The organism is Duganella guangzhouensis, from assembly GCF_009674535.1.
Classification (GTDB): Bacteria; Pseudomonadota; Gammaproteobacteria; order Burkholderiales; family Burkholderiaceae_D; genus Rugamonas; species Rugamonas guangzhouensis.
This window is the reverse complement of the sequence record NZ_WKJK01000014.1, coordinates 93,348-115,557: the sequence shown is the minus strand read 5'-3', so window position 1 is coordinate 115,557 and position 22,210 is coordinate 93,348. Positions and strand designations below refer to the sequence as shown.

Genomic DNA, 22,210 nt, shown 5'->3' with positions numbered 1-22,210 from the left:
GCTCGTCCTTATTGCTGCACAGGGGCGGGTTCGGCGGCCGGCGGCTGCACGGCCTGCGGCTGCGCGCCAGTGGATGCCGGCAGCGGCGCGGGCTGCGTCTCCGACAAGTTGGTGGCTTGTACCGGCGATGCGACCGGCGGCGTGGTGGCCGATGGTGCGGCGCTTGGCAAGCCCGCAGGCGGCACGGCGCCGGCGGGACGCGCTTGCGGCGGCAGGCCCGCTGGCGCGACCGGCGTGCGCGGCGTCAGATCCGGACGGCGGCGGAAGCTGGCGTCGGTACCGGCCGAGAACTCGGCGGCCGAGGCTTCCGGACGCTGCACGTTGCGGATCAGATGCGGCGTAATCGACAGCACAATCTCGGTCTTCTGATTGTCGTCGCGCTGGCTGCCAAACAGGCGGCTCACCACCGGCAGCTCGGCAAAGCCGGGCACCTTGTTGGACGAGTTGCGCTCTTCATTGTTAATCAGCCCCGCCAGCACCTGGTTTTCGCCATCCTTCAGCTGCAACATGGTGGACGCCTGGCGCGTACCCAGCTGATAGGCGGTGGTGCCGTTCTTGGTGGTGACGGTGCTGACCAGGTTACTGACCTCCAGCTGCATGCGAATCGCCACTTCGTTATTCAGGTAGATGGTCGGCTCGGCCTGCAGCGTCAGACCGACGTCGACGTAGGTCACCGAATCGCTGGCAAAGCCGCTGACGCCGGAGACGGTGGAAGTAATCACCGGCAGCTTGTCGCCAATGACGATCTTGGCCTTTTCCTTGTTGCGCACGCGGATGCGCGGATTGGCCAGCAGGTTGGAATCGGCGGCGTTCTTGTTGGCGTTGATGCCCATGGTGGCGCCGGTGACGCCGATGGTGTTGCCGTTCAGATTACGCAAATCATTGATGGTGATGGTGCCGCTGGTGGAGCTGGCGATCGGCGCGAAGGTCAGGCCGGTCGGCCATACCACGCCCAGATCGGTCAGCGCGGAGCGCTTCACTTCGAGGATTTCCACCTCCAGCATCACTTCCGCTTCCGCCGTGTCCTGCAGCGCGATCAGGCGTTCGGCCAAGCGGATGGCTTCCGGCGTGTCGCGCACGATCAGCAGGTTGAGTTTTTCATCCACCACCACGTCGCGCGATTTGAGAATGGTCTTCAGCGTGTTGGCCACCAGCTTGGCCTCGGCATTGGCCAGGAAGAAGGTCTTCACCGTCATCTCCTGGTATTCCTTGATCTTGGCCGCCACGTTCGGATAAATCAGGATGGTGTTGGCGTCCATGACCTGCTGTTCCAGCTGGTTGGTCAGCAGCAGGAAGTAGATCGCCGATTCCACCGTGCTGTTCTTCAGCAGGACGGTGGTTTTCTGGTCGGTCTTCACGTCCTTGTCGAACACGAAGTTCAGACCCGAACGGCGCGAGATGATTTCGAACACCTGCTTCAGCGGCGCGTCGCGGAATTCGATGCTGATCGGCTGCTTGTAGCTTTTCGCCAGGCCCGATTCCACCGCCGGCGCGGCGGTCTTGTCGGCCGCTTCGCGCAGCATCAGGCGCGCCTTCTCGTTGGCCGGGGTTTCGCTGAGGATGGCGTTGAGCTTCTGCTTCGCCAGTTCGTACTGGCCGCTGTTCAGCAATTGCGCGGCGAGATCCAGCTGGCGCGCCTGGCGGCTGTCGCGTTCCAGCGCGCGCAGACCGTTGACGGCGCGCTCGTTCTGCCCATCGATCGCCAACACGCGGCGGAAGCCCTGCTCCGCCTGCACGGTGCGGCCTTCGGCCTGATCGCGTTCAGCCTTGTCCAGCACCTGCAAGGTGGCGCGGTCGCGCGCGCTCAGGAAGACGGAACGGTATTCAGCGTTGCCAGGTTCGGCGCGCACGGCTTCCTGGTATTTGGCCAGGCCCGCCTCGATCTGGTTTTTCGCGATCAGGTCATTGCCGTCGCGGAAGGCCATTTGGGCGGCGCAGCCGCTCAGCGCCATGGCCAGCAAGGCACAGCGGCCGATATTTTTCAGGGAGCTAGCCATCACTCAAGAACTCCAATATTCATCTGTTGTTGCTGATTCAAAGGCAGATAGGTCAGGGACATCAGCGGTGGCGCGATGCGCTCGACGCGGTAAGTACCATCAATAACGGTTTGCAGCCGCACCGAGTAGGTCTTGTCGCCGCGCGCCAGATAGACTTCCCACGCGCCATCCGCCAGTGCCTTGCCGAGATAGATAAACGGCATCGGTGGCGCCATCGGTGGCGGCGGCGGGGTTTTCGATGGCGGCGGCGGCGGTGGCGGCGGCGGGTTCCAGTTCTGGCCCATGAAGACGCCCTCGCCGGCCGCGAAGGTGGCATCACCGGCGTCGCCCACCAGCGTGGCGCGTGGCGTCAAGCGCAGGATTTCCGGCTCGATCGAGGGCTTGCCGTCGCGCGCGGCGCCGCGAGATGGCGCGGATGGCGCGGATGGCGTGCTAACGGTGGCGGTATCCGCAACGCGGCCATCGGCGGCACCCTGCGCGCCTGCGCCGGCCGCGCGCGCCACCGGTTCCGCGATGCCGCTGGCGGGCGAGTTATCGCCAAACAGTACCAGCCCGGCCGCGCCCACCAGCGCCAGCACCATCACGATCTGATAGGGTTTCATGGCGCGCCATCCTTCAGGTAAAGGGTGAAACGCAGCCGTGCTTCCACCGCCGGTTCAGCAATGGTCTCGCGGCGGAACGCCACTTCATCCAGTGACGCGAACGGCATCTCGCGCAAGCCCTGCATGGCGAACTGCCAGATGGCCTGGTACTGCCCCTTCACCGGCAGGATGATCTGATAGGTGCTGACGCGGCTGGCCTTGTCGTAAGCGTTTTTGTATTCGCCCTGATTCAGCACCAGGCTGGATTTGGCGGCGAGGTCGAACAGCACTTTCACCTGCTGCTCGGCGTAGCGCTGCTCACCCAGCACTTGGTAGAACTCGGCCAGATTCTGGTTAGCGGACGGCGGTGGTGGCGCCGTCACCAGCGTGGCGGGCGCCGGCAGCGGCTGGTCCATCACCTTCTGCTGCGCGGCGCGCTGCGGCAGCAGCCAGGCCCACGCGGCCACGCCGGCCACGCACAGCGCTACCGCCACGCAGGCCGGCACGCCGACACGCTGCACCGCGATGCGGGCACGCAGCAGCAATGCGGCAAGGTTGATGTTGTTCAGCGCGCGAGCCATGTCGCCTCCAGCTGGAACCGCAGCGGGCGGTTGGGGTCCTGCTCGTTGATTTCGTGGCGAGTCAGCACCACGCCGCTGAAGCTCTCCTGCTCTTTCAGCGCGGCGATGTAGTCGACCATGTCGTCGCTGTTTTTAGTCTCGGCGGTGATTTTCAGGATGCGCTTGCGCGGATCGGGCTCCATCGCCAGCAGCGCCACGGTGCGCGGCGTGGCGGCCAGCACGGCGTCCTGCAGTTCGCGCCATGGCAGGTTGAGTTGCATGATGGCGCCATTGACGAAGGCCGCCTGCGCTTCGGGAATGGCGATGCGCGCCACTTCCTGCGGCCTTGCCGTCAACGCGGCGACGCGTTCGCGCAAGTGCTGCAGTTGGTGCTGGCGTTCGCGCTGCTGTTCCAGCAGTTTCCAGCCAACGACGGCGGCGCCGGCGCACAACAGCAGGCCAACGCCGGCCAGCGCCAGCACGGCTGGGTGCAAATGGAACAGGGTACGGCGCAGGCTGCGCGGGGCGAAGTCGATGTTCATGTCAGCTGCGTGCAGGGGATGTGGGCGGCGCTGCTGGTCGGCTGGGTCCAGTTGGCCGGGGCATTGCCGTGCACTTGCAGCAGCGCTGGGGCTTCCATGTCCAGCAGCAGCGCTTCGCGTTGCAGGGTTTGCGTCAGCCAGTGCTGATCGGCGCCGTGCGGGATCGGCATGGCACGGATGGCGCGCAGTTGTTTGCCGCCGGTTTCGGTGGCGGCCAATGTCAGCAGGTTGTCGTGCACGTGGCCGAACCAGGCGCCGGCTTTAAGGCCGCGCCGGCTGCGGTTCCAGGCATGCACGAAACGTGGTTCGATCGCGACGATGGTCAACTTGCAGTCCTGCGCTACTTTGCCAAGTGCGGCCAGCAAGATGCGCGGCACGGCGGCGGTGAAGAAGGACTGGGTGGCGCTCCAATCGGCAGACAGTTGCCAGGTGGTGGGTGGTTCGCCGTACAGCGACTGGAAGCGCAGACCGGCGGCGGCTTCCAGATCGGCCATGCGGGCAGCGCCGGGCGGTGGCGTCACGCGCCACATGCGCGTCAATTCATCGGCCAGCAGGAAGCTGACCGGCCACCCTTTAACATCCAGTTCGCCCAGCAGCGCGCGCAGCGCGTTGGCGATGGCGTCGAACGGATGGTCGGCGGATGGCGCGATGGTCTGCGCGGCCAGCACCGAGCCCTCGGCAGCGGACGCCGCGCGACGTCCAAGCGACCAGCGGCTGGCCAGCTGCACGCTGACCGCATGCGGCGCGATGTCGATGCGCAGTGATTGTCCGATCGCTCTACGCATGCAAAGTCACCCGTTTAATTTCCGCCAGCGTGGTGCCGCCACGCTTGACCAGTTCCAGCGCGGCCTGGCGCAGGCTGCGCGTGCCGTTTTCATACGCCGCCTGCTTGATCTGGCGGATCGGTCGCTTGTCGACGATCAGTTCGCGAATCTCGTCATTCAGCGTCAGGATCTCGGCGATCGAGCGGCGTCCCTTGTAGCCGGTGCCTCGACAGTCGCCGCAGCCTTTGCCCTGCATGAAGCGGTACTCATGCGCATCGGCGCGCGTCATGCCAACGCTGGCCAGTTCATGATCGTCCGGAGTGTACTCGGTGGCGCAGTGCGGGCAGTTGATGCGGATCAGGCGCTGCGCCCAGATGCCGTTCAGCGCCGACACGAACGCATACGGATCGATGCCCATGTGGGTGAAGCGGCCAAACACGTCAAACACATTATTCGCGTGCACCGTGGTCAGCACCAGGTGGCCGGTCAACGCCGACTGCACGGCGATTTCCGCCGTCTCGCGGTCGCGGATCTCGCCCACCATGATCTTGTCCGGATCGTGGCGCAGGATCGAGCGCAAGCCCTTGGCGAAGGTCAGCCCCTTTTTCTCGTTGACTGGAATCTGCAGAATGCCGGGCAGTTGGTACTCGACCGGGTCTTCGATGGTGATGATTTTTTCGCGGCCGTTGTGGATCTCGGTCAGCGCCGCGTACAGCGTGGTGGTCTTGCCGGAACCGGTAGGACCGGTCACCAGCAGCATGCCATACGCCTCTTGTGCCAGCGTGCGCAGCGTGGCCAGCGAGGGTGCGTCGAAGCCCAGCGCCTCCAGCGTCAGTGAACCGTAGGCTTCAATCATGGCGCGCTTGTCGAGGATACGGATCACCGCGTCCTCGCCGTGTATGCTCGGCATGATAGACACCCGCAAATCGATCTCGCGCCCGCCCGACTCGACGCGGAAGCTGCCGTCCTGCGGAATGCGGCGCTCGGCGATATCCAGCTCCGCCAGCACCTTGATGCGCGAGATGATCTGCTCCGCCACGTCGATACCGTTAACGGCGGTGGCGTGATCCAGCACACCGTCGACACGGTACTTGACCGCCAGCCCGCCAGCCGTGCTTTCCAGGTGGATGTCGGAAGCGCCGGCTTTGAGCGCATCGTACAGCGTCGAATTCACCAGCCGTACCGCCGGACTGGCGCCCTCCGACACCGAGGCAAACGACAGCACCGCCGCCGTCTTGCCATCGCGCCGTCCCTCGCTGGCGCCGGGCAGCAGTGTGTCAGTGGCACGCGCAGACTCCTCCTGCTTGGACAGGTATGCCTGGATGTCGGCCTGCAAAGCCAGCCGCGTGGCCAGCGGCGCGGCCGGCGTGGCGCGCGCCTGCGTGCCCAGCCAGGTTTGCAGATCGAGATCGAACGGATCGGCGATCACGCCCACCACCATGCCGTCATGCGCGCGCAGCAGCACGCAGGCGCGCGCCATCGCCTGCGACAGCGGCAGCAAATCCCACGCCGGCTCATAGGCCAGCATGTCGACCGTCTCCAGCACCGTCATGCCGAACGGCTGCGCCAGCGCCTGCACCAGCAGGCGCGGTTCGGTGCCGGTCAGCGCTTCCAGTTCCTCCACCAGCGCGCGCTTGGATTGCTGGCGCAGATGACGCGCGCGCGCCAGCAGTGCGGTATCGATCACCGTCATGACATATCTCCCGCCAGATCGAAGATCGGCATGTACAACAGCACCACAATGGCGCCCACCACCAGGCCGATGGCCGCCATCAGCAGCGGCTCGAAAGTGCGCGTGAAGCGCTCGATCCAACGACTGATTTCACCGTCGTAGAACGCCGCCGACTGGGTCAGCATCGGCCCCATGTCGCCGGTGCGTTCGCCCACCCGCAGCATGCGTAGCGAGATCGGCGTGGTCAGGCCGCTGGCATCAAAGGCGGTCGACAGCGGCATGCCCGCCTCCACTTCGGCGCGCGCGTTCTGCAATTGCTGGCGCATGCCGGCCGATACCATGCCCTGCACCGTTTCGATCGCGTGCACGATGGTGATGCCGCCTTCGCTCAGCATGCCCAGCGTCAGGTAGAGCCGCGACAGTTCGTAGATGCGCACCCGCTCGCCGATACCGGGCAGCTTGCCCAGCAGGCGCGCCATGCCGCCATTGGCCAACAGCTGGCGCATGCCCAGCACCAGCGTTGTCAGCACGGCGGCGATGCCGGCCAACAGCAGCGTGGTATGGGCGCCGGCGAACTGGCCCCAGTTCAGCATCTGTTGCGACAGCCATGGCAGGTTGCGGCCGGCGCCTTGGTAAACCTCGGCAAAGCGCGGCACCACATAACCGATCAGGAACAGCGACACGCCGCCACCGACCAGCAGCAGGATGCAGGGATAGATCGCGGCCGACACCAGTTTGGCGCGCACCAGATCGATGCGCTGCTGATAATCGATGAAGCGCGCCAGCGAGCGTGGCAGATCCGAGGTGCCCTCGGCGGCCTTGACGATGCCGACATACAGCGGCGGGAACAAATCCGGCTGCTCGGCCAGCACGGCGGAAAAGCGCTGGCCTTCGCGCAGTCCGGCCAACAGCCGTTCCAGCACGCCGCGCGTGGCCGGATTGGCTTCTTTTTCCAGCAGCGCTTCCAGCCCTTCAACGATGCCCAGGCCGGCGGTCAGCAGCGCCAGCAGCTCCTGGCTGAACAGCACCAGCGACAAAGCGCGGCGCTTGCCGCGACGGCCTGGTAAACCGGCCCGTACCGGCGTGATGGCGCTGACGAACAGCCCGCGCGCCTCGACCTGGCGACGCGCGTCCGCTTCATCGCGGCCATCGATCACCAGATGCGAGATCACCATCTCGGCCGACAGGGTGCGGACATCGAACTGCATGGCAGGGTGGATTATTGGGAGCTGATGTCGGCGTCTTCGCCACTGCCACCCGGCTGACCGTCACGGCCCAGCGAGATGATGTCGAATTCGGCCTTGCTGCCGGGCGCCTTGTACTGGTAAGGGTGGCCCCACGGATCCGGCGGCACGCCCTTTTTCAGGTAAGGACCGTTCCACTTGGCGCCGGCGCTGGCCGGGGCGACCAGCAGCGCGTTCAAGCCTTCCTCGGTGGTCGGATAACGGCCGACGTCGAGACGGTAAGTGTCCAGCGATTTTTCAAACGCCTCAATCTGGGCCTTGGCGATGGTGACTTCCGACTTGCCCAGTTGGGAGAAATATTTCGGCCCCACATAGGCCGCCAGCAGGCCGATGATAACGATCACCACCAGCAACTCCAGCAGGGTAAATCCACGCGCCGCGCGCCCTGCTCTACCTACACATTTCTTTGCCACAAACTACTCCTCTTTCCCCGGTGTGGAACCTGTGCGCCAAGTGACAGAGGCTACCAGCAGTTTGCCACGCCGACAATCTTTTTCGTTATACACCTTGAAAGTTACCGCCCTATGACGCAGGCGCGGGACTCTAGCTGAAAACCGCTTTTTTGTATGTGCCGCACATACAACGTTGCTTTTCCACACACCACCTGATGAGCTTTAACTTCACTCTTGAAACTGAATATATGTTGGAAACCATTGATAAAAATTAAATTATCGACGATGTCATTTGCATCACTTAATTTCAATTATGGCTAGACTGATTGGCAATCCGGCTCACTCCGGAGACTGTCGACAACTACAAGCGTGCGTGAACCGCCGCGAGACTAGAAAAGGGCAAAGAGAAATGAACCATCTGCAGCAAGCTGATAAACCGGTCAGCGGGCGTGCACGCCGCCGCCTGACCCAACTGGCCGGCGCGGTCGCGCTGGCATGCGCCATCCTGCCGGCGGCGCGAGCCGACACCATCATCGATTTTGAAGGCGTCCCCACCAACCTGATCGGGAGCTACGACCCGATCGGACCATTGAACCAACCTGACATCTACGTCTCCAACGGCTTTTACGTCGGCGCCTTCAGCAATTCGGTGTATGCCCAGCCAGGCGACCTGGTGGGCGCCTTCGTCCAGGGCAGCGACTCCTCGTGCTGGAACCTGGCCTGCCCCACCGCCGACTCCAATCCCAGCCGCTACCTGGTCAACCTCGACAGCGGCGTGATCGACATCTTCCACACCACCGGCCAGAGCTTCAGCATCAAGTCGTTTGACGCCAGCTTTGTCGGCGCCTACGACAGCGGCACCTATCCAACCTATCCCGGCCTGATCCGCATCCAGGGCTTCCTGGCCGACGGCAGCGGCTACCTGACCCAGACCTATGTGCTGGACGGTCCCGGCAGCGACGGCTTCGAATTCGGCCACTACCTCACCAGCGGCGCCTTCTCCACCGCCAAGTTCAGCGAAGTGCTGATCTTCGGTTTCACTTGCCCGGCCGGCGGCGGCAATTGCACCGCCTTCGACAGCAACACCAGCCAGTTCGCGATCGACAACATCTACACCACCGCGGTACCGGAACCCGAAACCTGGCTGATGTATGGCTCCGGCCTGCTGGGCCTGGCCGCCGCCGCGCGCCGTCGTCGCCGTTCCGCCTGAAACCGCCACCGAGGATTAGATACCCATGAAACTGCATCCAATTTGCGCCGCCATCACTGTGCTGATGGCGGCTGCGGCGCCACTGGCCCAGGCCGACGACGTGCGCCGGCCCTACATCGTGCAACTGGCCGACAAGCCGGTCGCGTCCTACAGCGGCGGCGTCAGCGGCCTGGCGGCGACCCAGCCGGCGGCCGGCCAGCGCCTCGACCTCGACAGCACCGCCGTCAGCCTGTACAGCGACTACCTGGTCAAGAAACAGGAAAGCGTCAAAGCCACAGTGGCGGCGGCGCCGGTGATCTACGAGTACAAGGTGGCGCTGAACGGCTTTACCGCGCTGCTGACCGACGCCGAAGTACGCACGCTGCAAGCCAACAGCGGCGTCGCCAGCATCAGCGCCGACGAACCGCGCCAACTGGTCACCAACTACACCCCGACCTTCCTCGGCCTGGACGGCCCCAACGGCCTGTGGGCACAGCTGGGCGGCAAATCCAAGGCCGGCGAGAACATCATCGTCGGCATCATTGACGGCGGCATCTGGCCGGAAAACCCATCCTACGCCGACCGCGTGGCCAACGACGTGCCCACCTTCGATCAGAGCGCGGCGCTGAACTACACCGCGCCGCCCGCCAAATGGAAGGGTACCTGCCAGGTCGGCCAGGGCTTCACGGTGGCCAACTGCAACAACAAGCTGATCGGCGCGCGCTACTTCAAGCAGGGCTTTGACCAGACCACCAACACGCTGCACTGGAGCGACTTCATCTCGCCGCGCGATTCGATCGGCGGCACGCTGGGCCACGGCGGCCACGGCACCCACACCTCCAGCACGGCGGCCGGCAACAACAACGTGCCGGCCACGCTGAGCGGCATCGGCATGGGCAATGTGTCCGGCATGGCGCCGCGCGCGCGGGTCGCCATGTACAAAGTGTGCTGGACCTATAACGACGCCACCGACGCCACCGGCGGCAAGAACAGTTGCTGGGCCTCGGACAGCGCGGCAGCGATCGAACAAGCCATCATCGATGGCGTCGATGTGCTGAACTACTCGATCAGCGGCGGCACCACCGTCAACGACCCGGTCGAGCAAGCCTTCCTGCACGCCGCCAACGCCGGCGTGTTCGTCGCCGCCTCGGCCGGCAACGACGGCCCCGACAACCAGGTCAACCACATCGGCCCGTGGCTGACCACCGTGGCAGCCTCGACCCATAACCGCTTCCTCAAGGGCGATGTCGGGCTCGGCAACGGCGCCACCTACAGCGGCGCCTCGCTGAACGTCAACGCGCTGCCGGCCACCGCCATCATCCGCTCGGAAGACGCGGTCGCGGCCGGCGCCAGCGCCAGCGCCGCCCAGCTGTGCTACAGCAAGGGTACCAACGGCGGCGCTTGGGCGCTGGACCCGGACAAAGTGGCCGGCAAGGTGGTCACCTGTCTGCGCGGCACCAATGCCCGCGTCGACAAGAGCCTGGCGGTGCTGGAAGCCGGCGGCGTCGGCATGGTGATGGTCGACAATGGCGGCGGCCTGGTGGCGGAAATCCACTCGGTGCCGACGGTGCACGTCAGCGCCGCCGACGGCGCGCTGATCAAAACCTACGCGGCCAGCAGCGGCGCCACCGCCAGCCTCAGCCACTTCGTCAACTCGGTGGGTTCGGTGGCGGCGCCGGTGATCGCCGACTTCTCGTCGCGCGGCCCGAACCGGGTCGATGGCAACACCCTGAAGCCGGACGTTACCGCGCCCGGGGTCGACATCCTGGCCGGTGTCACGCCGGAACTGACGCCGGCCCAGCAGGCCGAGGTCAACAGCGGCACGCTGGTGCCGCCGGCGGCCTGGAATCTGTACCAGGGCACCTCGATGTCCAGCCCGCACGTGGCGGGTGTCGCCGCGCTGCTGCGCCAGCAGCACACCGGCTGGTCGCCTGCCGCCATCAAGTCGGCGCTGATGACCAGCGCCACCCCGACCTTCCCTGACGCCCAGAGCGGCAACCTGCGCGGCATCCTGCCGTTTGCCCAGGGCGCCGGCCACATCAACCCGTTCGGCACGGTGATCCATCCGGCCGACGGCAAGGCCTACAACAGCGCCGGCGCCAGCGATCCCGGCCTGGTGTACGACCTCGGTGCGACCGACTACAAGAAATACCTGTGCGGCGCCGGCGTCACTGCCGAGTGCAGCGGCGTGACCGCGATCCAGGGCCAGGCGCTGAACCTGCCGTCAATCACGCTCAACAACGTGCTCGGCACCACCAGCGTGACGCGCAGCGTGACCAACGTCGGCACCAGCGCCGCCACCTACAGCGGCAAGGCCACGCTGAGCGGCTACACCACCACGCTGTCCCCCGCCACGCTGACGCTGGAGCCGGGCCAGACCAAGACCTACACGGTGTCGCTGACGCGCAGCACGGCGGCCGACAATGTGTGGCAGTTTGGCGACGTCACCTGGACCGACAGCAGCCACGTGGTGCGCATCCCGCTGACCGCGCGCAGCGGCAAGCCGGTCACCGCGCCAGCGGGCGTGTACAGCACCAAGGCCACCGGCAACTCGCTGCTGACCGTGACCACCGGCTTTGCCGGCCGCATGAACTCGGCCACGGGCGGCCTCAAGCCCATCACCAAGGGTAGCTTGCAGAACGTGGCGCAGATCGTGACGCCACCGGAGACCGTGGCACAGCTGCAAACCGCCTGCAACGGCAACACCGCCGGCGCCAAGGTGATTCCGTTCACCTTCCCGGCCAACACCGTGGCGGCCTCGTTCGAGCTGTTTGACAGCGACACCTCGTCCGGCGATGGCAGCGATGACCTCGACCTGTACCTGCTGGACAGCACTGGCGCGCTGGTCGGCTCCAGCGGTACCGGCGGCTCCAACGAAGCCATCCTGCTGAACGCGCCGGCGGCCGGCAACTACAAGCTGTGCGTGATCGGTTACGCGGCGGCCGACGGCCTCTCCACCAACTTCAACCTGTCATCGGTGGTGGTCAGCCGGACCGACACCGGCGGCAGCCTGAAGGCCATGCTGCCGAGCCAGGTGTACGCGGGCGGCACCGCCACCGTGGGCGCCACCTGGTCCGGCCTGGCCAGCGGCCAACGCTACCTGGGCGGCATCCAGTTCCTGGATACCAGCGGCGCCACCGCCGCCACCACCGTGCTGCTGATCGAGACCAACAGCCCGGTACCGCTGGCACGCGGCGCCGCGCACACGACCAAACGCAACAGCGCGCTGTAAGCCAGGTTTAAAGGGGAAGTTGTTCCAGCCGCACACTTCGGTGTGCGGCTTTTTTTATGCGGCGCGCGCCAGCGGCAGTGGCGCGCGATCGAACAGTTGCAGCGCCATGCCGCGTGCGATCGCCTGGGCGCGGTTGGACACATCCAGCAAGCGGTACAACCGCTGCAAATGGTTTTTAACGGTCAGGCCGCTGATGCCCAGGATCAGGCCGATCTCTTCATTGCTCTTGCCCTCGCGCACCCAGTGCAGGATTTCAGCCTCGCGTGCGCTGACCGGACGCGCCAGCGTGCCGACCCGCGCCTGTGCCTGCTGGCGATTGATGCGCTGCAGACTGACATGCAGATACGGCAGCAGCAGTTGCAGGAAGTAGGCCTGGCGCGGCCGTGGCCGATGCGGCAGACCAAACAGCACGAAGAAGGTGGCACCACCCGGCAAGCGTTCACTGCCATGCAGCAGCAGGTTGTCCAGCCCCAGCTCACGCAACTCGCCCTGAAACGGCGCCAGCCCCTGCCCTGCTTTCAGCGGATCGGCGCCGGGACCGGCGTCCAGCATGGCCGGCAGGCGGCCGGCGTGGCGGCAGTGCCGGGCCAGGCGCAGCGCCAAACCGTCGTCGCGACTGCTCAAGCGTGCGCGCAGGCCGGCCTCCAGCACCGTGCTGTGCAGACATTCGACATGCTGCAGCTCGTCCTGGGCGCCAAACTGCAGGCACACCATGATCTGGTGCGGCAGCAGCGCCTGCAGCTGGCCCTGGGTCCAAAGGAAGAACTGGCGCGCGTCCTGTAGCGGCAGCGCGGCTTCGATCGCGTGCAGCAGGTATTCCTGCTCCAGCTTGCTCAAGATGACTAACTGTTCCATCGCTTAGGCCGGTGCCGCCACGAAGCGGTAACCGCTGCCGCGCACGGTCTCGATGCGCTGTTGGTAGCCGCTGGGCTGCAGCGCGCTGCGCAGCCGGCCGACATGGGTGTCGACCGTGCGCTCGTCCAGGAAGACGGCGCTGCCCCAGACCTGGTCCAACAGTTGGGCGCGGCTGTGTACGCGCTCGGGATGGCTCATCAAATAGTTCAACAGCTTGAATTCGACCCGGCCCAGCGCCAGCTCGCGCGCGCCGGCGGTGACGCGCTGGGTGCCGGGGTCAAGCCGCAACCCGGCCAGTTGCACCGGCGCGTCGGCGCCGCCGGCCGGCTGACCACGGCGCAGCAAGGCGTGTACCCGCGCCACCATTTCGCGCGGGCTGAACGGCTTGGTCATGTAATCGTCGGCGCCGCTTTCCAGCGCCATGATTTTGTCCGGCTCGCCGCAACGCGCGGTCACCATCATGATTGGCAAGCTGCGCGTGCGCGACTGTGCGCGCAGGCGGCGCACCAGCGACAGACCGGACTGGCCGGGCAGGTTCCAGTCCAGCAGCAGCAGGTCGGGCAGCTGGTCTTCCAGCATCAACATGGCGCTCTCGGCATCGGCCGCGCGGTTGATCTGGTGGCCGGCCATACCCAGGTTTAGCGCTATCAACTCCTGGATCGCGGGCGTGCTTTCTATTACGAGGATATGGGCGGCTGGCATGGTGGTTCCCTTTAGAGAAGGAAACACTATGCATTAAGCAATGTGGCTTTACTAATATGATTTCAATGACGGATTTATATCTTTATCATATAAATGATCAACAAAAACCTTCAAGAAATTCAACCAGGCTGCCCAGCTTCCGTTCGCCTTCTCACATTGCAGGGACTCACGCCTGACTAATACGGCGTTCGGACACTACCATGCGCCCCAACGAAATTGCAGGCGACTCGATGAACTTATAAGACAGTTTTGCGGCAGAAAATGCCAGAAGTGCACTGACAATAATGTATTCAAAACATGAAACCAAGGTTGTTGGTTGGATAACTTTATAAACAGTCACAAAGCATAGCATATGCAGCAAATACAATGAGTAGCTGATTTTTCCTTGCTCACTTAAAAAACTTCCCAACTTAGGTTTCGAAATTATAACTATCAAGAAAATAGCTATTGCAATGAAATAAGAGGCCGTAGTAGGTAAAGCACCGTGCATGACAAAATCGGTTGCAAGGGCTTCTGGCACATTGAAGAATAACCCGCAAGTCAAAGGCACAGTAAAAATTATAAAAATCACTAGAAATGCACTGATTATTTTTGCCTGATTATCCTTCTTAACGATAGCCAATCTAAAAATGCTGCCCACGAACAAGAATGAAAGGTGGAATGGAATAAAGCGAATTGCCATATTCAGGTGCACCAAATGGTTTAACAGAACGGCTAGCGGCGTAATCAAGCCCAGAACAAGCGCGACTCCGCCAATTACACGTGGGTTTTCCAACCAACTAAGTTGAAATAGAACGGCGCAACAAAAGTAAAACATTATTTCAACAAACAAGGTCCAAAACACTCCACTAATCTCTGGCTCATGGAAGAACTTCGGCACCATGGTCAGATTTGCGAAAAGCCCCTTAACGCTAACGGTTGAGTCACCCAAATATGGAGCGGAAACAAAGATCAACAGGCAGGCCGCCCAAAAAGCCGGATAAAGCCTGAAGATACGCGTAATCGTAAATTTCTTCAAAGTGGTGCCTGGCCGTAGGCTGGTCGGTATGATGAATCCGCTGATCAGAAAGAATAAAACCACACCAAATCTACCAAAATCAAATACTTCAAGAATTGATGTTCTTACAAATGTATTAAACCCCTCATCCATCTGGCCAGCTTTATATATATAACCAAAAATATGATGAAAACAGACTGCTAGAGCCGCCACTCCGCGTAACGCATCCAGATATTCGTATCTATGCTTTTCTTGAATTTGAGCAACCATTCTTAGGTCCGTTCTCTGAAATATCTACGTTCGCGTCGTCGGGTATCGTTTGAGGAGACGAAGCATGCTGTTTTTTTAAAAAAATGCAATGCTATCAAAAATGAAACATCACCTCGTTTATTGTACTTTAATGCAGCAAATCGCGTAGCCAAAAGTAAAAGCTTCACAGATTGTGCTATGAACAAAAAAGCGCCCCGCAGGGCGCTTTCGCATGCTCAAGTGGAGCGACTCACGCTTGCTTACGGCGGCGTGCCAGCCCCAGCAAGGCCAGGCCGCCGGCCAGCATCGCCCAGCTGGACGGTTCCGGCACTGCGGTCACGCTGGACGGGATGCTGTTGACCAGTGGCGTCGCCGCCACGCTACCGCTGCCGTCGGTGAGGCCGGCGCTGTAGTTCAGCGCCACCAGCGAACCGGAAGCGTCGGTGGTGCCCAGGTAGGCGGTCGCATCCGAGTTCATCAGCGAGACCGAGAACACCGACTGCGACGAGCTCTGCGACGCATCGGCCAGGCCACTGAAGGTGACGGTGAACGAAATGGTACCGCCGTTGTAGTTGACTTCATGGAACAGGTCGTTCCAGCCGCTGGCATCGGTGTTGCTGATGGTGTAGCCAGTGGCCAGCGAGCCGCTGACGGCGCCGTTGATCAGCGCGGTGCTGCTGTCGCCGAAGCCGACGAAGTCGGTCAGCGTCACCGAGGCCAGCGTGGTGGACGCCAGGTTGCCGGGGTTGAATTGCAGGTCGATCCAGCCGGTGCCGCTGAAGCTGGAGGTGTCCAGCGAGATCTGGTAAGTGGTGTCGGCGTAGGCCAGGCTGGCGGCGGCGGTCAGGGCCAGGGCCAGCAGGCTGCGGCGCAGGGTCAGGGTGTTAAACATATTCATCTATCCTTAAAAAGTGCCGCTGAAGACTTGAGGGGTGTAGCTGATCGCCGCCGTGCCGGTCTTGGTGAAGTTCACCGTGACCGTCAAGGTCGCGCCGGCCGCCAGGCTGCTGGTATTGGCGGTCAGGTAAGGCACGCCGCTGTGGCTGCCGCTGGCGTTGACCAGCGTGACGCCGCTCGGCAAACCGTTCAGCGCGATCTGCAGCGGGCCGGTGATGGCGGCGCCACTGGTGTTGGTGATGCTCAGCGTGCCGCTCCACTGGCCAGTCAGGCGAGCATAGACCAGGCCCGAGCTGACCGCCTTGACGCTGCTGCTGACATCGCTGTACGGCGCTTGCAGGTTGAGGCTGATCACCACCGGATCGTGGTCGGAGGCGCGGTATGGCGCGCTGGTGTACTTGTCTTCCGGCTTGCCGTCGGTGTTGTAGTCCAGCACGGTCGGCTCGTCGGCGTTGTTATGCCATTCGGCGGCATCCACCACTTGTGGGCTCAGCGCGGCGCTGGCCAGTGCGTGGTCGAGGTAACCCACTTCGCCGTTGTAGACGAAGGAGTACGGCATATTGCCGCCGCCGCGCACATAGCGCTCCAGCTGGTTGACGAAGCCGGTGGCGGTGATGGCGGCAATCGGATCTTCGTAACCGTAGGAGTTGAAGTCGCCGATCAGCAGCACCTTGGCGTCGCCGGCGGCGGACACCACTTGCGGCACGAAGGTGCCGGTCAGACGCTGAGCCTGCTTGACGCGGGTCGCGTTCCAGCAGCTCTGGCTGTCGCCCTGGTCGGTGTCCTTGCTGCCATCGGTCGGGCAGCTGCCCTTCGACTTCAGGTGGTTGACCACCAGCGAGAACTTGGCGCCGTTGGCGGCCTGGAAGGTCTGCGCCATCGGCGGACGGTTGTTGATGCTATCGGCGTCGGTCAGCGCGCCGCCCACCAGCGTCAGCGAGGACGGCTTGTAGATCATGGCGACGCGGATGGCGTCGGTGCCGGTGGCGGCGGGCTTCGGCACCACCGCGTAAGTCTTGAGGCCGGTGCCCGGCGAGATCGCTTCATTGAGCAGGTCGACCAGCTTGGTGACGGTGTACTCGCCGCTGTTCTGAATTTCCATCAGGCCGTAGACGTCGGCGTTGATGGCTTTCAGTTCGCCAACGATCTTGGCGCTCTGGCGGTTGAACTCGTTCAGGTTGTCGGCGCCACGGCAGTTGCTCTTGGCGACCGAGCTCCCCAGCGAGCAGCCCTGGCCTGTGTTGCCCTCGACATCGGTGCCGTCGGTGAAGGTGGTGAAGTAGTTCAGCACGTTGGCGCTGGCCACCTTGATGTTGCCGGCCGCCAGCGCTGGCGGATCGGTGCGCGGATTATCCTGCGAGAACACCGGGGCGATGGTCGGTTGCAGCTTGAAGCCGGCGCCGCCGCCGCCGGTCGCGCCAAAGTCCACCACGCCGGTCAGATTCGACACGGTGTCGCCGGCGCGCAGCGAACCGTCCGCGCCCAGGTACGGAATGGTGGTCGGCGTGACGAAGATGCCGTCGTCCAGGATGATCTGGTTGATCTTGTTGGCGGCGGCCTGCGCGATCGCCTCGGTGGTGCCCGGACGGTAGTGGTTGGAGGCGATTTCCAGTCGGCCCGACGACAGCGTGATCTCGCCGCGCGTGCCCAGGTACTCCAGCTGCGACAAGGTCAGCGCTTGCGGGAAGCGCACCAGCATGCCTTCGACCTGGCCCAGATTGGCGAACGGCAGCTGGATATTGGTTGGCGCAATGCTGATGCCGCCGGCCAGCTTGGTGATCGCGGTCACGCTTTGCATTTCGGTGTACGAACGGGTGGCGCCGGTCGGCGTGTATTCGGCGATGCTGCCGCTGATGCGGATGCGGTCGCCGATCTGCACGGTGCCGATATTGGCGGCGGTGGTGTAGACGAACAGGCCGTCCGAGGTCAGTGGATTGCCGTCGCCAGCTTCATCCTGAATGAAGAAACCGGACGCGACCTTGGCGGTCACCACGCCCTCGGTGGTCTGGATGGTGCCGGCATACGGGCTGGTATCGCCCTCGCCCTGGATTTGCGGAATGCTGTGGCTGACCGCGGCCGGCGCGGCGACGCTGACGCTGATCGCGCAGCTGGCTTCCTGGCCCTGGTCATTGCCGAACTTGATGGCGATCGGATAGGTGCCGGCCTGCACCGTGCTGGCAACGCTGAGGTTGGCGGTGGCGGTGCCGCCCACCGCCGACGCGGCCAGGAAGTTCAACAGGCTGATGCCCGGTACGGCGGTCGAGGTGATCACCGCGCTGTTGACGATGCCGTCGGTGTCGGTGGCGCTGAGGTCGGCGCTGCCGTTGATGCCATACGCCAGCGACAGGTTGGCCGGGCAAGTCGGCACGATCGGTGGTTGCGCCGGCGCGCCGCAAACGTTCAGCGCGGTGGCGGTGTTGCGCGGAGTCGGCGCGCCACTGGTAACAAAGTCGTTGGCGTTGTTGTCGGTATCCGTGCAACCGGCGTTGGCGCGCAGGGCGGCCGTGGTGTTGCTCAAGGTGCCGGCGGCGCTGCCTTCAAAGTAGCCGGCCGTGCCAAACCCAATCAGGTCGACAAAGGTGCCGGCCACGGGTGCCGCGCCGGACAGCGCGGTGGTGCTGTTGACCAGCGCCACCTTGCCGGTGGTGGCGCTCAGCGCCAGCGTGCCGCTCAGATCGGCGGTGGGCAGCTCGTCGGTACCAGCGGAGCCGGCCGCTTCCGCCACCAGATAATACTGGCCTGGCTGCAGCACGGTGCTCTTGGTGATCTTGGTGACACTCCAGCTGGTGCCGGTCGCGGAAGCATATTGCACACTCCAGCCGGTGATGTCGACCGCCGTGGCGCTGCGGTTAAACAGTTCGATGAAGTCATTTTTGTATTTGGCGCCGCTGTTGCCGCCGCCGCCATACACCTGGCTAATGACAACCGACGAATCAGCAAATGCTGGCGCAACCAATGCGCCCAACAGCGCAGCGGCCATCACCGTGCGACGGCCGGGAACGGAAACAGAGGGAAGTGTGTACATGACGATCCTGAAAAATAGACAAATTGGTTTGGAGACTTGCAATTTGCATATTAATCAGCGTCGTTGACGTCTTAATGACATCACATTGGTCCGTTCGGACTAACGGCACTCAGGGAATTTCCCAAAAGATATTGTACTGGCAATTCAGGCAGCAGCTGCTATACTTATTTCATAGAAATATAAATTTCCAAAAAACAATTATTGGCAAGTGATGCCTGGTGGCGTACCCGCCACCGCTGGAGTCCATATGAAGTCCTTACCCCGTTCACTCATGCTGTGTTGCCTGTGGTTCGGATCGGATGTCGGGGCAACCGCAACGGCGGCCGGCAAGGCGGCGCCGCAGCGCACGTGCGCGCTGACCGAGGATCGGCAAGCGCAAGCGGCTGGCGATCAGCCGCTGCTCACGACACCCGGCGCCCCAACTGGCCGCAAAACCAACTTCGACGCCCTGTTTGATCCGTGCAAAATGGACGATGCGGACAAAGATACCGATGTGGCCAATAATGAGGAAGAATCGGTCAAACCGGATTTCAGCCAACTGGATGACGTGATTGAGTGGAATCGCCAGCGCGCGCAGGAAACTGAACAGGCGTTGGCGTTCGGGCTGGCTTACGACGACGAGGTGCTGATGGCGGCTTTACGCCAGCGCCAAAGCGATGGCTGGGAACATGGCATGTGGCTCAGCGCAATGCGGCGGCAAGACGACAAGCGGAGCTGGGTCGAACATACGACTGCGGCGCCGGAAGTCCCCGAGCCTTCGTCGCTGCTGATGCTGCTGGTCGGCCTGTTGGCGCTGGCCGTGCGCGGCCGACGTCAGCGCACATAAGGGGCCGCCAGCGGTTCGCCGATAAACACCCCTTGCGCCGGCCAGGCCACACTCTTCCAATACGCCTCGATGGCGGTGTTGCCGCGCAGGTATTGGGTCAGTAACACGGTCGAGTGCGGGAACTTCTGCCAGTAATTGCAGGGTTCGCTGACGCTGCCGTAGCTCGCCGTGGCCCCCGCGTCCAGCCACTTCAGGCTGCTCATTTGATAGCCGCCCAGCAGGTCGCCACCCAGCGAGGTCAAATGGTCCGCCAAGGCGCCGGGCAGAAATTTCAGGGTTTCCAGCTTGGGCACGAAATCGCGGCCGGTTTGGTACACGATGATGTCGCTCACGTGTTCCAGGCTGTCTGCCTGCATGGTTTTCACGGTCAGCTTTTTCTGCGCTAACACACCGGAGCGCGGGAAGTTGCGGGCGCGGCTGCTGCGGGCGGCATCGCTGGTCTGCAGAAAATAGGCGGTCGCCGCCGGTTGGGCAAAACCGGCAATCACACCGCGGTCGATCAACGCCTCGCCGGCCGCCACCGACTCGGTCGGCAATTGCATCGAAATGCGCATTTTGAAGTCGCTCATGGGCTGGCGCGACAGCGCATTGAAATACGGACTGGGCTTGCTGGGGTTGCAGCTATTGCTGCACAAGCCAGCATCCAGGCCCAGCGTATAGGCCGCCGTCAGCGAATTACACTCCACCGCGTACGGCGCGGTCCACACCATCAACACCGCCTGGATTTCCGGTCCCAGCTTGGCATCGATCTGGGCCTTGAGCGCGTCGAATTTCTCGGCGTCGAGCTTGCGCGGCCGGCCCGGAATACGCACATGGATCATGTTCGCGGCCGGAATCGCCCGCGCCTTGCGGTAGTATTCGCCCAGCTCTACGCTATTGGGTTCGTCATCGTTGATGACCACGGCAAGCTGGGCGGCGGTCAGCGCCACGCGCGGCCCCTGCGCGTGGGCGGGAGCGGTGGCCAGCCAGGTCACCGCAAGCAGAAGGAAGAGGAATCGCAAGAGTCGCGTCGCTATCGGTAGTGGATAAAATCGCGGCGCCGCAGCGGCGCCGTTAGCCGATTATACCGCCGTCAGGCGCGCTGATATACATCCTCAAAACGGACAATGTCGTCCTCGCCCAGATAGCTGCCGGATTGCACCTCGATCAGGTGCAGCGGCAACTTGCCCGGGTTTTCCAGCCGATGGGTCATGCCGATCGGAATGTAGGTGGATTCATTTTCCGTCAGCAGGGTCACCGCGTCGCCACAGGTGACGCGCGCGGTGCCGCTGACCACGACCCAGTGTTCGGCGCGATGGTGGTGCATCTGCAGCGACAGCTTGCCGCCGGGATTGACCGTGATGCGCTTGACCTGGAACCGGTCGCCCACGTCGATGCCCTCGTAGCTGCCCCACGGACGGTAAACCCGGGTATGGTACAAGTGCTCGGTGCGCTGTTTGTCCTTCAGGTGCTCGACGATATGCTTGACGCGCTGCACCTGATCCTTGTGCGCCACCAATACCGCGTCGGCGGTCTCGACAATCACGATGTCGCGCAGCCCGACCGCGGCCACGATGCGGCTTTCGGCGCGCACCAGCGAACCGCTGACATCGTCCAGATAGACATCACCGCGCACCACGTTGGCTTCGCCGTGGGCGGCCTGGGTTTCCCACAATGCCGACCACGAGCCGACGTCGCTCCAGCCGATGTCGGCCGGCACCACCACCGCCTGGCTGGTGTGTTCCATCACCGCATAGTCGATCGAATCCGACGGGCTGGACGTGAACGCGGCCTCGTCCAGACGGCAGAAATCGAGGTCGCGGTAGGCCAGACGCACCGCCGCCTCGCTGGCTTGGGCAATCGCCGGCTGCCACTGCGCCAGTTCGCGCAGATAGCTGTCGGCGCGGAACATGAACATGCCGCTGTTCCAGAAATAATCGCCGGCCGCCACAAAGCCTTCGGCGGTTGCGCGGTCCGGCTTTTCGACAAAACGCTCGACCCGTAACCCGGCCGCGCCCACCGGCTGGCCGCTACGGATGTAACCATAGCCGGTTTCCGGTGCGTCCGGCACGATGCCAAAAGTGGCCAGCGCGCCATCGGCCGCCAGCGCCGCCGCCTGCGCAATCGCCTGATGGAATGCCTCCACCTTTTCGATCACATGGTCGGCGGGCAAAACCAGCATCACGGCGTCCGGGTCCAGCGCTTGCAGCACATGGGCCGCCACCGCCACCGCCGGCGCCGTGTTGCGGCCCACCGGCTCCAGCAAAATGCTGTGTGGTGTGATACGAGCTTCCCGCAACTGTTCCGCCACCAGAAAACGATGTTCATTGCCGCACACAATCAGCGGCGCCATCAGGCCGGCGCAGCCCTGCAAGCGCAGCAAGGTTTCCTGCAACATGGTGTTCTCTGTCACCAACGGTAACAACTGCTTGGGCAGTGCCGCACGCGACAACGGCCACAAGCGCGTGCCGGCACCGCCGGACAGGATGACGGGGTAAATCTTCATA

At 63.4% G+C, this 22,210-nt stretch carries 18 protein-coding genes; 3 read left to right on the top strand and 15 right to left on the bottom strand.

Going from position 1 to position 22,210, the window contains the following annotated elements:
• Positions 1-8 precede the first annotated feature (8 nt).
• From GJ699_RS23970 to gspG, 8 genes are read right to left on the bottom strand one after another with little or no spacing between them, the layout of a single operon-like run.
• Positions 9-1,997 carry a secretin GspD/PilQ domain-containing protein gene (locus GJ699_RS23970; protein WP_154381211.1) on the bottom strand — a complete coding sequence of 663 codons (1,989 nt, stop codon included), beginning with the start codon at positions 1,995-1,997 and terminating at the stop codon, positions 9-11.
• Complete coding sequence (locus GJ699_RS23965; protein WP_154381076.1) at positions 1,997-2,599, bottom strand: hypothetical protein; 603 nt, start codon at positions 2,597-2,599, stop codon at positions 1,997-1,999. Before GJ699_RS23965 ends, GJ699_RS23970 begins: the two co-directional genes overlap by 1 nt.
• Positions 2,596-3,159 (bottom strand): hypothetical protein, encoded by a 564-nt coding sequence (locus GJ699_RS23960; RefSeq protein ID WP_154381074.1) that lies wholly within the window; start codon positions 3,157-3,159, stop codon positions 2,596-2,598. Before GJ699_RS23960 ends, GJ699_RS23965 begins: the two co-directional genes overlap by 4 nt.
• The gene (locus GJ699_RS23955; RefSeq protein WP_154381072.1) at positions 3,144-3,680 is read right to left on the bottom strand and encodes a hypothetical protein; all 537 of its coding nucleotides are present in this window, start codon (positions 3,678-3,680) and stop codon (positions 3,144-3,146) included. The genes GJ699_RS23960 and GJ699_RS23955 overlap by 16 nt, the downstream gene beginning before the upstream one ends.
• Positions 3,677-4,465 carry a hypothetical protein gene (locus tag GJ699_RS23950; protein ID WP_154381070.1) on the bottom strand — a complete coding sequence of 263 codons (789 nt, stop codon included), beginning with the start codon at positions 4,463-4,465 and terminating at the stop codon, positions 3,677-3,679. The genes GJ699_RS23955 and GJ699_RS23950 overlap by 4 nt, the downstream gene beginning before the upstream one ends.
• The gene (locus GJ699_RS23945) at positions 4,458-6,137 is read right to left on the bottom strand and encodes a GspE/PulE family protein (RefSeq protein ID WP_154381068.1); all 1,680 of its coding nucleotides are present in this window, start codon (positions 6,135-6,137) and stop codon (positions 4,458-4,460) included. The genes GJ699_RS23950 and GJ699_RS23945 overlap by 8 nt, the downstream gene beginning before the upstream one ends.
• Positions 6,134-7,324, bottom strand: coding sequence for a type II secretion system F family protein (locus tag GJ699_RS23940; protein WP_154381065.1), 1,191 nt, complete (start codon positions 7,322-7,324; stop codon positions 6,134-6,136). The genes GJ699_RS23945 and GJ699_RS23940 overlap by 4 nt, the downstream gene beginning before the upstream one ends.
• Before the next feature lie 11 nt (positions 7,325-7,335).
• Positions 7,336-7,773, bottom strand: coding sequence for a type II secretion system major pseudopilin GspG (gene gspG, locus GJ699_RS23935; RefSeq protein WP_371867653.1), 438 nt, complete (start codon positions 7,771-7,773; stop codon positions 7,336-7,338).
• A gap of 388 nt (positions 7,774-8,161) precedes the next feature.
• On the opposite strand from gspG, the gene GJ699_RS23930 reads away from it, so the two are divergent.
• Both GJ699_RS23930 and GJ699_RS23925 read left to right on the top strand, forming a co-directional pair.
• Positions 8,162-8,962: an NF038120 family PEP-CTERM protein gene (locus GJ699_RS23930; protein WP_154381063.1), complete on the top strand. Its 801-nt coding sequence runs from the start codon at positions 8,162-8,164 to the stop codon at positions 8,960-8,962.
• 25 nt (positions 8,963-8,987) lie between these two features.
• Entirely contained in the window at positions 8,988-12,173 is a 3,186-nt protein-coding gene (locus GJ699_RS23925) for a S8 family serine peptidase (protein WP_154381061.1), read from the top strand.
• Between the two features lie 54 nt (positions 12,174-12,227).
• Here GJ699_RS23925 and epsA read toward each other — a convergent pair whose 3' ends face one another.
• From epsA to GJ699_RS23900, 5 genes are all read right to left on the bottom strand, one after another.
• Complete coding sequence (gene epsA, locus GJ699_RS23920; RefSeq protein WP_154381059.1) at positions 12,228-13,028, bottom strand: XrtB/PEP-CTERM-associated transcriptional regulator EpsA; 801 nt, start codon at positions 13,026-13,028, stop codon at positions 12,228-12,230.
• A 3-nt stretch (positions 13,029-13,031) separates the two neighbouring features.
• Entirely contained in the window at positions 13,032-13,730 is a 699-nt protein-coding gene (locus tag GJ699_RS23915) for a winged helix-turn-helix domain-containing protein (protein WP_154381057.1), read from the bottom strand.
• Positions 13,731-13,896: 166 nt separating this feature from the next.
• The gene (locus GJ699_RS23910; RefSeq protein ID WP_154381055.1) at positions 13,897-14,997 is read right to left on the bottom strand and encodes an acyltransferase family protein; all 1,101 of its coding nucleotides are present in this window, start codon (positions 14,995-14,997) and stop codon (positions 13,897-13,899) included.
• 229 nt (positions 14,998-15,226) lie between these two features.
• Positions 15,227-15,868, bottom strand: a complete 642-nt coding sequence (locus tag GJ699_RS23905) for an NF038129 family PEP-CTERM protein (RefSeq protein ID WP_195763638.1) — start codon at positions 15,866-15,868, stop codon at positions 15,227-15,229.
• A 12-nt stretch (positions 15,869-15,880) separates the two neighbouring features.
• On the bottom strand, positions 15,881-18,898 hold the full coding sequence (locus tag GJ699_RS23900) for an ExeM/NucH family extracellular endonuclease (RefSeq protein ID WP_154381051.1): 3,018 nt from the start codon (positions 18,896-18,898) through the stop codon (positions 15,881-15,883).
• A gap of 247 nt (positions 18,899-19,145) precedes the next feature.
• Between GJ699_RS23900 and GJ699_RS23895 the strand changes: the two genes are divergently transcribed.
• Positions 19,146-19,724, top strand: coding sequence for a PEP-CTERM sorting domain-containing protein (locus GJ699_RS23895; RefSeq protein ID WP_195763637.1), 579 nt, complete (start codon positions 19,146-19,148; stop codon positions 19,722-19,724).
• Here GJ699_RS23895 and GJ699_RS23890 read toward each other — a convergent pair.
• Positions 19,712-20,725: a TIGR03790 family protein gene (locus tag GJ699_RS23890; protein ID WP_308495534.1), complete on the bottom strand. Its 1,014-nt coding sequence runs from the start codon at positions 20,723-20,725 to the stop codon at positions 19,712-19,714. The genes GJ699_RS23895 and GJ699_RS23890 overlap by 13 nt on opposite strands.
• A 71-nt stretch (positions 20,726-20,796) precedes the next feature.
• Complete coding sequence (locus GJ699_RS23885; protein WP_154381047.1) at positions 20,797-22,209, bottom strand: mannose-1-phosphate guanylyltransferase/mannose-6-phosphate isomerase; 1,413 nt, start codon at positions 22,207-22,209, stop codon at positions 20,797-20,799.
• Position 22,210: the final 1 nt, after the last annotated feature.

Coding starts and splice junctions, on each gene's coding strand:
- GJ699_RS23970 (WP_154381211.1), bottom strand. CDS start 1,997: ATGGCTAGCTCCCTGAAAAATATCGGCCGCTGTGCCTTGCTGGCCATG.
- GJ699_RS23940 (WP_154381065.1), bottom strand. CDS start 7,324: ATGCAGTTCGATGTCCGCACCCTGTCGGCCGAGATGGTGATCTCGCAT.
- GJ699_RS23905 (WP_195763638.1), bottom strand. CDS start 15,868: ATGTTTAACACCCTGACCCTGCGCCGCAGCCTGCTGGCCCTGGCCCTG.
- GJ699_RS23950 (WP_154381070.1), bottom strand. CDS start 4,465: ATGCGTAGAGCGATCGGACAATCACTGCGCATCGACATCGCGCCGCAT.
- epsA (WP_154381059.1), bottom strand. CDS start 13,028: ATGGAACAGTTAGTCATCTTGAGCAAGCTGGAGCAGGAATACCTGCTG.
- GJ699_RS23945 (WP_154381068.1), bottom strand. CDS start 6,137: ATGACGGTGATCGATACCGCACTGCTGGCGCGCGCGCGTCATCTGCGC.
- GJ699_RS23955 (WP_154381072.1), bottom strand. CDS start 3,680: ATGAACATCGACTTCGCCCCGCGCAGCCTGCGCCGTACCCTGTTCCAT.
- GJ699_RS23930 (WP_154381063.1), top strand. CDS start 8,162: ATGAACCATCTGCAGCAAGCTGATAAACCGGTCAGCGGGCGTGCACGC.
- GJ699_RS23965 (WP_154381076.1), bottom strand. CDS start 2,599: ATGAAACCCTATCAGATCGTGATGGTGCTGGCGCTGGTGGGCGCGGCC.
- GJ699_RS23895 (WP_195763637.1), top strand. CDS start 19,146: ATGAAGTCCTTACCCCGTTCACTCATGCTGTGTTGCCTGTGGTTCGGA.
- GJ699_RS23960 (WP_154381074.1), bottom strand. CDS start 3,159: ATGGCTCGCGCGCTGAACAACATCAACCTTGCCGCATTGCTGCTGCGT.
- GJ699_RS23885 (WP_154381047.1), bottom strand. CDS start 22,209: ATGAAGATTTACCCCGTCATCCTGTCCGGCGGTGCCGGCACGCGCTTG.
- GJ699_RS23925 (WP_154381061.1), top strand. CDS start 8,988: ATGAAACTGCATCCAATTTGCGCCGCCATCACTGTGCTGATGGCGGCT.
- GJ699_RS23900 (WP_154381051.1), bottom strand. CDS start 18,898: ATGTACACACTTCCCTCTGTTTCCGTTCCCGGCCGTCGCACGGTGATG.
- GJ699_RS23910 (WP_154381055.1), bottom strand. CDS start 14,997: ATGGTTGCTCAAATTCAAGAAAAGCATAGATACGAATATCTGGATGCG.
- GJ699_RS23915 (WP_154381057.1), bottom strand. CDS start 13,730: ATGCCAGCCGCCCATATCCTCGTAATAGAAAGCACGCCCGCGATCCAG.